The following is an 11,603-nucleotide window of genomic DNA, read 5'->3' as shown; positions in this document are numbered from 1 at the left end:
TCTCCCTTTGATTATTGTAACTACTTTAATCATGGCACATAGATGCCGTATAGGGAGGAGACCATTACATCAGGTTAAACACTTAAACTTTAAAGTAGCTAATATACTTTTTAAGCGTGTTTGAAAGGTCAGCTAATGCAACCGCTTCTTGTGCGTTACTGTTAAGCGACATACTGGTTTCTTTAGACATACTGGCAATTTCTTCAACGCCGGTACTAATTTGCGCCACAGTGGCTACTTGGTTTGATGTTGATTCAACAATTTCAAGCACGTTACTTAATGAGTCGTTAGCTTGTTGCTGTATTTGATGCAGTAGCTGGTTTGCCTCGTGAGTAAGCGTTAAGCCATTTTCTACTTGTGGTACTGTGGTTTCCATTGCTGTAACCGACGCTTGCGTGTTTTCTTGTACTTGCAAAATCATCTTTTCAATATCGCCAGTTGCATCACCGGTACGTTGGGCAAGTTGCCTTACCTCGTCAGCAACTACTGCAAAACCTCGACCTGTTTCGCCTGCTCTTGCAGCTTCTATTGCCGCATTGAGTGCAAGCAAATTTGTTTGATCAGAAATACTGCGGATCACACTTAAAATATCGCCAATGTGTTTTACATGTTCTTGCAATACGTTTACTTGGGTAACCGTTGCTTTTACCGTTACTGAAATTTGCTCAATTTCGGCCGCTACTTTTTGCACTGCAATACTACCTTGCTGCGATAATTGCGCGGTTATTTTTGAGTTATCTTCTGTTTGCCTAACCGAGTCAGCTACAGCATGAATACTGCGGCTCATATCCTCTAGGCTGCTTACAGCAGAGTTTGTATAAGTTACTTGTGCGTCAGCGGCACTAAGTGCTTGTTGCGAGCCAGACGCTACGCTTGCAGAGTGCGTAGAAAGCTCTTCAGATGAGTTAATAATGCTATCTACAATAGTTTTTAATTTAGATTGCATAACCCCTACAGAAGCCATCATGCTATTTGGGCAACACGATTGTACATCACCTCTTAAATCGCCTTGGGCTATAAGGGCAATAACTTCGGCGGCTTCTTGTGGTTCGCCACCTACTGAATTTCTGATCAGTTGGCTAATAACATACGCAACGCTTGTGCCTATTAAAACAGCAATTACAGTAAGCGCAATCATCCAGATTTTAAACGAGCTAGCTACTTCGCGGGTATTAATTGTTGTTATTTGGTTTGCTTGCTCTTGCAGGTTTATAAATTGGTTTATAACATTTAGCCACTGGGTAAACGCAGGGCGTGCATCAGTTAATAAAATGCGTTCTGCTTCGTTTAGGTTCCCAGTACTTTTAGTGTTTATAACACCTTGAATAAAAGGCTGAGTGCGTTGCTCTATTTGATTAATTTTATTAAGTAAGGATTGCTCTTCACTCGACATTTTGTCGGTAAGGTCGCGCATTGCGCGGCTAGATGTTTGGTAAAAAGCATCTAGCTCTTTTATGTCATTTAAAACAGTGCGTAAATTGTTTTGGTCGGTAATTAAAACTACATCGCGCACGGCTATGGCTCTGTCGTGTACGCTGCCTCTAAAGTTAATAGCGTAACGCTGCTTTACCGAGTTTACGTCGGTCATGTGGGTAATGTTATTATTAATAAGGCTAACGCGCGAAATACCAATGATGGTTAATATAAGCATCATTGATAAAATTACGCCAAAACCGGTCGCTAAACGCATGTTTATTGTCATGGATGGTCCCAAGTTTGAATTAATACCAGTAAGGGGAGCCAGTATTATTAGTGATTATTCTAAAATAATAGCAGCATTATGCCTTATTAATTAAAGTTTTATTAGCAATAAGGGGTTGTTTGTTAATTTAGTTTACAAGCGTAACTTTAGTGGGGTTGTTTTACAGGCATATTTTACAGACATGTTTACAGGCATAAAAAAGGGGCTAAATGCCCCTTAGTGTTACATAAAAAGATTATATAAAAAGATTATATAAAAGTAGTTAGTCGTACTTTGCTTCTAGCTCATTAGCTGTATGAAACTTCTCATGACTTTGTAATTGCTCGTCGTATTTAACGAGGTTTTTAAAGTGCGCTAATTGACCTGAGTTTTTAACAATTTCAACAATAAACGACATCATAAAATCAGCGCCCGTTAGGGTATCGCCCACTAAATAACGTTTACCTTCAAGGCGGTCGTTAAAGTAGCTAATTACTTTAACTGTTTCAGCGTCGGCATAGCCTTCTAAAAACTGGGTTTTAGCGCCGTCTTTTAGTACAAACATTTTAAGTAAAAGCGGTAAAATTGCTGAGCTTTCTGCAAAGTGTAGCCATTGCTGGTAATCAACGTATTCAGCTGTATCTACTTTTGGTGCAAATTTACCGTTACCATATTTAGTAATAAGGTAGTCGGTAATCGCGCCTGATTCGGCAATAATTAGGCCGCCGTCTTCAATCACTGGCGACTTACCAAGTTGATGAATATGCTTTAGTTCGTCAGGAGCTAGGAAGGTGTCTTTATTGCGCTGGTAAGCCACAATTTCGTAATCAACATTTAGCTCTTCTAAAAGCCAAATTACGCGTTTTGAGCGTGACTTATTTAAATGGTGTAGTTTGATCATGTCAGTCCTTTTGAGCTTATAAGGGCTAAGCCCTTATAAGCTATTTAAATTAAAGAGGGTTATTAATTTTAACCACTGTTTTACCAAAGTTTTTACCGCATATCATATCGTTGAACGCGCCTACTGTATTTTCGATGCCTTCTACCATGTGCTCACGGTATTGAATTTTGCCCTCTTGTAGCCATTTTTGCATGTCTTGAGCAAACTCGTCGTAACGGTCGCCGTAATCATCAAAAATGATAAAGCCTTGCATTTTAATACGCTTAGTAAGCAACTGACCCATTAGCATACCTAAACGGTCTGGGCCTTCTGGCAAGCTAGTGGCGTTATATTGCGATACTAAACCACACAGTGGTACGCGTGCTGCGGTATTTAGTAGTGGTAATACGGCGTCGAATACTTTACCGCCCACATTTTCGTAGTAAACATCAATGCCTTTATCACAGGCTTTTTCTAGCTGTTCTTCAAAGTCATCAGCTTTGTGATCAATACAGGCATCAAAGCCTAGCTTTTCAACTGCATGTGCGCATTTTTCACTACCACCAGCAACACCGACTACTTTACAGCCTTTAATTTTAGCTATTTGACCAACCGTTGCGCCCACCGGGCCTGTTGCGGCTGCAACTACAACTGTTTCACCTTCTTTTGGTGCGCCAATATCAAGTAAACCCATGTAAGCGGTAAAGCCAGGCATACCCATAATACCTAATGCGTAAGAAGGATTAGCAGGCTCTTTACCTAACTGCATTAAGCCTTCGCCATTGGTAATGGCGTAGTCTTGCCAACCTGTGTAGGCGAGTACCCACTCACCCTTGCTAAACTTATCGTTTTTAGACTCTTCTACTTGGCACACTGTAGCGCCAACCATTACATCACCAATGTTAACTGGGTCAGCGTACGACTTAGCATCGTTCATACGACCACGCATGTATGGGTCTAGTGATAGGTAAATAGTACGTAGTAGTACTTCGCCATCTTTTAATGCAGGAAGCTCTACTGTTTTAAGTTCAAAGTCTTTTTCGGTTGGAGCACCGTGTGGGCGTGATGCTAACGTAAGTTGACGACTAGTTGCAGACATAAAAATCTCCTCTTTAGGGTGAATCTACTTACCGAATGTTTACGCTTTTAAAATCGTGATCAGCTAAACAATAATGCGCGCTAAGTAGTATAAGTATGTACAAATTTGTACCTTATAACAGGAGTTTTGGGCGAGGGACTGGTAATTCAACCCTTATAGGCAGAGTATTTATTCTAAATACTTTATTTAAGCTTGCTAAAAATGTGACTACTGTAAAATTCTCCATTTTTATAAATAGCTTGTTTTAGGATGGCTTCTTGCTCAAAACCACTTTTAGTAAGTGCTTTTATAGAGCCGGTATTACCAGCAAACACAGTGCCAAAAATTCTATTTAGGTTAGATTGGGCAAACGCTTCTTCGCAAATAAGTGCAATAGCGCGAGTAATAATGCCTTGTCCCCAGTAGGTTTTATTTAGCCAATAACCAATTTCGCCACTGCGGCTGTATTCAAACTCTCCTGGGGTTATGCCAATACAGCCTGCAAATTGCTCATTTACTACAATGGCCTTAACCGTTGCATCAATTACGTCATTTTTAGAACCTTGGTTTATCCACCAATCAGCGTCGGCTTGCGTATACGGAAATGGAATTTTTGACGATAAATACCGTGTTACCTGCTCATCGTTTAAGGTTTCAATAATGTGTGGCGCATCGTGCGGTTGAAAATCTCTGAGCGTGATCATAGCGATAGTTAATTATTAGTTGAATACACACTAACTTAGCAATCATTTAAACCTTGTACAATCATTAAGATTAAACGGTTTACGGCTATTACTTTGTTTTAAAGTACTCTAATATAAGCAAAATATTACACCTGTTTAGATGCCATTATGCACCCACATATAGCCGCCCTTTATAATAGTGCCCAAAAGCCAAGCCGTTTAATTATTGGTTTAATGAGCGGTACCTCGTTAGATGGGCTCGATGTTGCACTCTGCAAAGTAACGGGCGCAGGCTTAAATACACACATTGAGGTTTTAAATTTTACCACCGTTGACTACAACGACGACTACAAAACCAAAATAAAGCAGGTATTTGCTAAGCGAAAATGCGATTTAGAGCTAGTTACCTTACTGCACCCTTGGGTAGGTAAGCTGCACGGTAATATGGTTAATCAGTGCTTAGCTAAGTGGAATATAAACCCAGCAAATATTGATGTAATAGCAAGCCACGGGCAAACCATTTACCACTGCCCGCAGTCGCAGCATAACCACAAAAGCTTTACTAATGGCACCTTACAAATTGGCGATAGCGACCAAATAGCCGTTACTACCGGTATTACTACCATTGGTGATTTTAGGCAAAAACACATAGCCGCAGGAGGCGAGGGCGCACCACTGGCGGTGTATGGCGATTATTTATATTTTTCAAGCGCTGCTGAGAACCGTATTTTATTAAACATGGGTGGCATTGCTAATTTAACGTTTTTACCTAAAAGCGGTGATGCAAGCAGTGTATTTAGCTCCGACATTGGCCCCGGTAATACCATTATGGATGCCTACGTACAGCAACACTTTGCAGGGCTACATTATGACGACGGTGCAAAAATAGCAAAAGCAGGCAAGATAAATACGCCATTATTGAATGCATTATGTAATAACGCATTTTTTAAACTCCCAATGCCTAAAACAACTGGCCCTGAGGTATTCAACTTAGCGTATTTAAACGCCGCACAGCAGCAAACACATACTCAGCATTTAAGCCATGAAGATGTTATGGCTACCTTAAATACCTTTACAGCCACAGTAATAGCAAATGCATTAAATGAGTGTGCGGAGCGCGCACAAAATTGTGTGGTGTATGCAAGTGGTGGCGGTATTCATAACCCGTTACTAATGGCGCAACTTAAAGCGCTTTGCCCACGTATTAAGGCTTTTAAAAACACCGACGATTTAGGTATAAATCCCGACGCAAAAGAGGCTGTGTTATTTGCTATTTTAGCAAACGAATGCCTAGCAGGAGAGCAGCAACACCTAAGTAATACTGCACAAGGTATTGCGGGAGTTACTATGGGTAAAGTAAGTTTTGCTGATTAAGGTTTTATAAGTAGCGTCGCGTAATTTAAGTACAGCCAGCACTAAAACAGTGATAAAAACGTAGATCCCATACTCGCAAAGTAACCACGAATACCTTGAGGCTTAGCATGTTCAGTTGTTATGTGCTCAGGAATATAGCCTTGCTCAAATGCTTTAATGTACACATCGAGTTGTTGGGTTTCTTTTAAGGTCGTGTTTTTTCCGTGCAGCATCATTTGCACTACAAAACACTGGCTTTGTGTAATGTTACTTAAAGTTAGGTTTACAGTACCTGATTCAAGGTCTGCATTGCTCAGCGTTTTTTCAGTAAAATACTGCGCCCCACGGGCACTGGGTTGCGTAGCACTTAGTGAAATAACATCGCTCTCATTTGCGCCATCAGGCAACACACATTGCAGCGTAACATTATGCGCAGCACAGGCTTTTAGTGATAGTTTTTCATATTCCATAGCGTGGCTCATCGCCGCAGACATAGAATCATCAAATGATTGCTGTGCAAATGTTAGTTGCACTAGTGGTGTACTCATTTTACTTAGTCTTCTTGATTATAAAAAATACAGTTCGAGTTTGAATTATCATCTATTTTGATTGCACTTTTATGACAAATTGCACTTAATCGGATAATCACTGTTTTTTGATCAAAAAAGATCGCTATAAGCAAAGCTGTTTTAGTAACTTATGAGGAACAAGAGAATTGTATCGAGCGGTTTCAATAGCGATTACTTTATATAAAACAAAGCAGTCATTAAAACAGTTAAGAAGTATTTAGCTGCTTAGAAATAATATTTAAAAGCTCTTCAGCATCACTATATTCAATTTGAACTGCTCTGCTTATATCTAGTACTAAATTGTCTACTTTGGACTCAACATTGAACAATTTTTCATTAATGAACGAAAGAACTTCTGCGTTAGCGATGTTGCAAGCATCAGTGGCTAGTTTCATTGTGCTCGCTTTATGTTCATCATAGTCTTGTGCGTCCATAAAATCATCTTCATAAAGTGAGTCTGCGATAGTAGGTATTTTTGAGTAGTGCCTAGTAAGATAAAAAATATCCATTGCGTCTTTACGTCTAACGCCATGCTCCCTTTCTAGCCATGAGATTAACTTCAACAGTAGCATTCCAGCAGGCGATGCAACTTTAATATTAAGGCTGGGGCTATTGGCAATTTTTACGTCAAGTGCATGTTTAAATGCCTCGTTAAAGCCTGTTACTGACATTCCAATATCGTGCTGTGGCGGCCAAGTAATAGAGTTACCATCACCAGCAATATTTCCAAATGGAATAATATCAATTTCCCACTTTTCACCGCTAGGAACGGTAGTTACTAGTTGGTGTACTTTTGTTTTATCAGGTGTAAAACCATTTTTTAAGAGATGCTCCTTTAACTGTTCAAACTGATCCCAGTTTTGGACTTGTATACCAAAATCAATATCTCTTGTACCTCGCTCAATTGCAGCACCGTAACCATGATGGAGTATAATGTCTCTGGCGGTAGCACCTATGACTAGGTAAGGGATCCCTAATGCTTCAGTTTGGACGTTTATTTTTTGATAAAGGCCAACTAACCCTTGTGGTAATTTACCAACGACATTAAGCGATGTGCTTTTCATAAAACCTCGTTGCGGCATCTATGTTTCTTGCATCTCTACTAGCTAATAAATTGGCATAGATTAAATACGGGTGTACTAAATTAACCTTTGGGCCGACAAGTTTTTCTATGCCTAAAAATGGCTCCACTAAAACTACTTTTGTTAGTGCATCGTTTATATCATCTTCTGCTTTTACTTTTCGTAATCGTGCGGTTTTTAAAATGACTTTTTTATGTTCAGGGTTTACGTAAATTAGATAATTTTTTGCATTTAAATAATTGTCATATTGTTGAACAGCATATTCGCCTCCCCACATCGCTTTTACATTATTTAGTTTAAGTTTTTGTAGTAGCTCTGTGTTATCAGTGGTGAAGATTTCTTGTTTTAATTTAGCTTCAACAGTTACAGGGTAAGCGTCTAACCACTTATCTAGTAAAGCTTTTGAATTGTAGATTATTTTAGTGTGTTGGTCTTTTTGAACTATAAACTCTTGATATATTAAATCGTCAATTACTTGTTTAACCGTTCCCAGTGCAACTTCGGCCACCTTTGCAATTGTGCGCATGGGTTTATTTACTAGCTCCGGCTGCACTAAAAACATAAATACTACTTTCATGCCCTTAGGTTGAAATGCCTTACCTAATTGTTTAGCCAAGGCTATTTTATTATGGGCTTTTTCGGGCTTATTTCCCTGAATATCAATATAAATTGGAGGGCAATTAATATACGTGTTACCAACACAGTCTATAAAAGATATTTTTTGCTCTTTTAATAAGGCTGCTTGATTTGGATTGATGTACTCAGTAATTAATAGGGCATCGGTTATCTGATTCTTTATTTTGAATTCAGCAATATACTTTTGTAAGGTGGTTGTATGTAGGTGTTTTTTGCATTTAATAATTAAATTGCTTTTAACATTAGGCAAAGTGAGTTCGCCCTCAACACACTCTTTTTTAAAAGTTTTATACTCTGCGCCTAAACCTGTTTGCAAGTTTAGTTTTTCAATAGTTGCCTGTATTAGCTCTTGGTTTATCATTTGTTCACTAAATTAGACTGTTCATTATTTATGAACATAGGTAAAAATTGAACGATAGTCAAGTTTTGTTCACTAAACTAATATGTTCATTATTATTGAACAACTACTTTTAATGAACTCGGAGTATGGTAAGTTCTATTGTTTATAAAAGCTCAATATAAATAGCCCCGTGTTAAACGTAAAAAAGCAGATACCTAATTAGCATCTGCTTTTATATTTAAAAACCACAGTGCTAAGCGCTGTGGTTTTTAATTTTTAACGAAGAATATTTACTTAAGCTTGAGGTTTAATTAAGTACTTCTCGCCGGTAGCTTGTTTAGAATAAGCGGCAATTGACTGTAAATGTAATACCTCAGCTAATGACACTTCGTGCGTGTAATTGCTCGCAAATGTTGTGGTGATTTCGTCTGCAATACGTTTGCGCATTTTTATTACTGTATCTGTGCCTAATTTACCTAAGGCATTAAATAACAAGAATCCGTTTACACCCCATGCAAAACCAAAGTTACGGTTTATTGTGATAGGGCCTCGGTTTAATGCACCATAAATATACACTTGTTTGTAAGTGTCTGAGCCATAAACGCTGTGCTCTTTCATATCGCGTGCAGCTGTAACTTCCATACAGTTAAGAATATCACTTGTTAGTTGGCCGCCACCGATTGGGTCGAACGCTATAGTTGCACCCGTTTCAATTATTGCAGCTGTTAGATCAGCAAGAAAAGTGTCGTTGCTTGAGTTAACAATATATTTTGCACCCATATCGCGCAGTAACTTTTCTTGTTCTGGTTTGCGAACAATATTAATTAAATCAACGCCATCAGCAATACAAATACGGTTTAGCATTTGGCCAAGATTAGAGGCTGCAGCCGCGTGAATAATAGCTTTATGGCCTTCAGCGCGCATGGTTTCTACCATTGCTAGTGCGGTAAGTGGGTTAACAAAAGATGATGCACCTTCTTTAGCGGTAGTCCCTTCTTTTAGCTCTAGGCAACTTTGTACATTGGCACAAATAAATTGACGATACGTACCACCGCCAATTACAGCAACGGTTTTACCCATTAATGCTTGTGCGGCTGGTGATGAACCTGCTGCTACAACGGTGCCTGCGCCTTCATTACCTACTTGTGTGGCTTTACCTACGCGTGTTTTAAGTGATGGCATAAATTGAGCTGGAACATCGGCAGTAATTACTGGGTTTTCATCAGTACCCGATTGCTCTGCAGTAGACATATCAGCTGCGCTGAATAAAACGCCTAAGTCTGATGGGTTTAATGGTGCAGCTTCAATACGAATAACCACTTCATCGGCATTCGGCTTTGGCATCTCGATGTTTTTTAAGGCAAGTGTTAGTTTATTGTCTTCGCTGATAGTTGAAGTAAGTTGGATATTTTTATCTGTCATTATGTTTGCTCCTACAAAAATGAGTATTGATTACTGTTATAGCTAAGGGCTGTTATAGCTAAGGGCTATTTAGCGCTTGCTGCTTGAATTTGAGCTTTCACTTTTTGCATAAAGTCAGCCATATTTGCTTGGCGGTCGGCCTCTATGCTTTGTGCAATGGTTAATTGACTCATTGATTCGTTCCACTCTTTCATGCCAGGAACTTGTGCTAGTACATCCCAATCAAGCTGGCTTGAGCCAAAGGCGCTAACAATGGTGTTTACGTAATAAACGTAAATGTCTGCCATAGTGAATTGCTCGCCTGCAATCCAAGGTGAAAACTTACCTAGTTTGCTTAATGCAGTAACGCCGCGAGTTAATACTTGGCGTACTTCTGTTTTAAGAGCCTCAGGAACTTCATTACCCGAAAATACATAAGGGATGAATCGTCTGCTTGGCAGTTCAAAATAAAGCTCTGCTATTTTCATAATTTGACGAACAACTGCGCGCTCACCTGCACCTTTAGGGTATAGCGGAGTTTGTGGGTACGACTCTTCTATAAAGTCGCAAATAACACTCGACTCAGAAATATTAAGGCCATTAGCTGTTGTGATTGCAGGCACTTTGCCCGCAGGGCTGATTGCTAGTAACTCTTTACTACCGCCGTAAACAAGGTGTTCTTTAAATGGCAGTCGTTTGTGTAAAAGTACATGTTTAACTAGGTTGTAATAATTGCTAGCAGCAAAACCGTGCAAAGTAATCATAAGTCAGCTTTCCATTATTAACGTGAGGATACGCATTGCCAAATAATGCAATTTTGGTCCCCGTGTTTAAGTTGAACCTATTATTACTTGTTTTAATTTGCTTATATATAAGGGAAAATGCGAATCACTTTTGTCTTTAAGACAATAAAGAATTTTATTTAGTGGAGAAGCGACTTGGATCAACTAAAAGCCATACGGTATTTTATTAAAGTGGTTGAAACGGGCAGTTTTACCAAAGCCGCAAAAGCATTTGGTGTGCCGCCTTCGTCGTTGTCGAGGCGAGTTGCCGATTTAGAAAAAAGCTTAGGAGCAACACTTTTAAAACGCTCAACCCGCATAGTTAAGCTGACCGAAGTAGGACAAATTTACTACAGCGATGTACAAAAAATAGTGAACCAGCTTGAACAAAGCCACGAAACTGTACGCAGTTACCAAACAACCCCAAAGGGGCGTTTATCTATAAGTTGTATGGTAGGTTTTGGCGATAAAATGCTCATGCCGCTGCTTGATGAATTGAGCGCGCTATACCCTGAAATAATACTCGATGTAAGCTTAAGCGATGAGCTATCGACACTTGGCCGTGACGATGTTGATATTGCTATTCGTGGTGGTTATGCACCCAATGAGCGCGTGATAGCAATAAAACTTATGGATAATGGTTTTATACCTGTGGCGTCGCCCTGCTATTTACAAAAACACGGAGTGCCAAGTAACGCCATGGAATTAAAGCACCATAATGGGCTTTATTTTAAAACGCCTTCAGGGCCAACGCCGTGGTTATGTAAAGTAGATGAGCAATGGCATGACGTTTCTGGGCCTGCGGTCGCTATTTCAAATAACGGATCGTGGCTTGCTAAAAAAGCATGTAACGGGGAAGGTATTTTAATGTCAACTCGATGGGCACTGGCTTCATACCTTGAGTTGGGTGAGTTACAAGAGCTTAAGTTTGAGCATGAGGTGGCAATAACTCAAAATTCTAATATGGCTGTTTATTTGTTGTATCAAAAACAACGTTATTTGGTACCAAAGGTAAAAGCGGCGGTCGATTTTTTAGTACAAAGAATAAAAGAAACAGGTGAAGGTAGTAAGCAAATAAAATAGCCCTTAAGAGTAAGGCCGATTATTTGTATAAATAA

At 39.4% G+C, this 11,603-nt stretch carries 11 protein-coding genes; 2 read left to right on the top strand and 9 right to left on the bottom strand.

The annotated features are described in order from the left end of the window. Window positions 1-82: 82 nt before the first annotated feature. The 4 genes from I6F53_RS14820 to I6F53_RS14805 form a co-directional block, all read right to left on the bottom strand. A complete protein-coding gene (locus I6F53_RS14820; protein ID WP_197240060.1) occupies window positions 83-1,702 on the bottom strand; it encodes a methyl-accepting chemotaxis protein in 1,620 nt (539 codons plus the stop codon). 262 nt (window positions 1,703-1,964) lie between these two features. Beyond that, window positions 1,965-2,582, bottom strand: a complete 618-nt coding sequence (locus I6F53_RS14815) for a glutathione S-transferase family protein (RefSeq protein ID WP_197180431.1) — start codon at window positions 2,580-2,582, stop codon at window positions 1,965-1,967. 49 nt (window positions 2,583-2,631) lie between these two features. Beyond that, window positions 2,632-3,660, bottom strand: coding sequence for an NADP-dependent oxidoreductase (locus I6F53_RS14810; protein WP_197240059.1), 1,029 nt, complete (start codon window positions 3,658-3,660; stop codon window positions 2,632-2,634). Between the two features lie 182 nt (window positions 3,661-3,842). Beyond that, the gene (locus tag I6F53_RS14805; protein WP_197240058.1) at window positions 3,843-4,343 is read right to left on the bottom strand and encodes a GNAT family N-acetyltransferase; all 501 of its coding nucleotides are present in this window, start codon (window positions 4,341-4,343) and stop codon (window positions 3,843-3,845) included. A 147-nt stretch (window positions 4,344-4,490) separates the two neighbouring features. Here I6F53_RS14805 and I6F53_RS14800 point away from each other — a divergent pair, with 147 nt between their 5' ends. Next, complete coding sequence (locus I6F53_RS14800; RefSeq protein ID WP_197240057.1) at window positions 4,491-5,696, top strand: anhydro-N-acetylmuramic acid kinase; 1,206 nt, start codon at window positions 4,491-4,493, stop codon at window positions 5,694-5,696. Window positions 5,697-5,737: 41 nt separating this feature from the next. Here I6F53_RS14800 and I6F53_RS14795 read toward each other — a convergent pair whose 3' ends face one another. From I6F53_RS14795 to I6F53_RS14775, 5 genes are all read right to left on the bottom strand, one after another. Further along, the gene (locus I6F53_RS14795) at window positions 5,738-6,223 is read right to left on the bottom strand and encodes a hypothetical protein (RefSeq protein WP_197180423.1); all 486 of its coding nucleotides are present in this window, start codon (window positions 6,221-6,223) and stop codon (window positions 5,738-5,740) included. A 227-nt stretch (window positions 6,224-6,450) separates the two neighbouring features. Then, window positions 6,451-7,308: a nucleotidyl transferase AbiEii/AbiGii toxin family protein gene (locus I6F53_RS14790; protein ID WP_197240056.1), complete on the bottom strand. Its 858-nt coding sequence runs from the start codon at window positions 7,306-7,308 to the stop codon at window positions 6,451-6,453. Then, on the bottom strand, window positions 7,289-8,278 hold the full coding sequence (locus I6F53_RS14785) for a type IV toxin-antitoxin system AbiEi family antitoxin (protein WP_197180420.1): 990 nt from the start codon (window positions 8,276-8,278) through the stop codon (window positions 7,289-7,291). Before I6F53_RS14785 ends, I6F53_RS14790 begins: the two co-directional genes overlap by 20 nt. A 318-nt stretch (window positions 8,279-8,596) precedes the next feature. Further along, a complete protein-coding gene (locus I6F53_RS14780) occupies window positions 8,597-9,724 on the bottom strand; it encodes a zinc-binding dehydrogenase (protein ID WP_197240055.1) in 1,128 nt (375 codons plus the stop codon). Window positions 9,725-9,789: 65 nt separating this feature from the next. Next, a complete protein-coding gene (locus I6F53_RS14775) occupies window positions 9,790-10,467 on the bottom strand; it encodes a glutathione S-transferase family protein (protein WP_197240054.1) in 678 nt (225 codons plus the stop codon). Window positions 10,468-10,641: 174 nt separating this feature from the next. Here I6F53_RS14775 and I6F53_RS14770 point away from each other — a divergent pair, with 174 nt between their 5' ends. Beyond that, window positions 10,642-11,568 (top strand): LysR family transcriptional regulator, encoded by a 927-nt coding sequence (locus tag I6F53_RS14770; RefSeq protein ID WP_166419857.1) that lies wholly within the window; start codon window positions 10,642-10,644, stop codon window positions 11,566-11,568. Window positions 11,569-11,603 lie beyond the last annotated feature (35 nt).

The organism is Pseudoalteromonas sp. SWN29, from assembly GCF_015864465.1.
In the GTDB taxonomy this organism is placed as follows: domain Bacteria; phylum Pseudomonadota; class Gammaproteobacteria; order Enterobacterales; family Alteromonadaceae; genus Pseudoalteromonas.
The sequence above is the reverse complement of the archived record's forward strand: the minus strand, read 5'-3'. Positions and strand labels throughout refer to the sequence as shown.

Excerpts from the sequence above, each read along its gene's own strand:
- I6F53_RS14820 (WP_197240060.1), bottom strand. The coding sequence starts at position 1,702 with ATGACAATAAACATGCGTTTAGCGACCGGTTTTGGCGTAATTTTATCA.
- I6F53_RS14815 (WP_197180431.1), bottom strand. The coding sequence starts at position 2,582 with ATGATCAAACTACACCATTTAAATAAGTCACGCTCAAAACGCGTAATT.
- I6F53_RS14810 (WP_197240059.1), bottom strand. The coding sequence starts at position 3,660 with ATGTCTGCAACTAGTCGTCAACTTACGTTAGCATCACGCCCACACGGT.
- I6F53_RS14805 (WP_197240058.1), bottom strand. The coding sequence starts at position 4,343 with ATGATCACGCTCAGAGATTTTCAACCGCACGATGCGCCACACATTATT.
- I6F53_RS14800 (WP_197240057.1), top strand. The coding sequence starts at position 4,491 with ATGCACCCACATATAGCCGCCCTTTATAATAGTGCCCAAAAGCCAAGC.
- I6F53_RS14795 (WP_197180423.1), bottom strand. The coding sequence starts at position 6,223 with ATGAGTACACCACTAGTGCAACTAACATTTGCACAGCAATCATTTGAT.
- I6F53_RS14790 (WP_197240056.1), bottom strand. The coding sequence starts at position 7,308 with ATGAAAAGCACATCGCTTAATGTCGTTGGTAAATTACCACAAGGGTTA.
- I6F53_RS14780 (WP_197240055.1), bottom strand. The coding sequence starts at position 9,724 with ATGACAGATAAAAATATCCAACTTACTTCAACTATCAGCGAAGACAAT.
- I6F53_RS14775 (WP_197240054.1), bottom strand. The coding sequence starts at position 10,467 with ATGATTACTTTGCACGGTTTTGCTGCTAGCAATTATTACAACCTAGTT.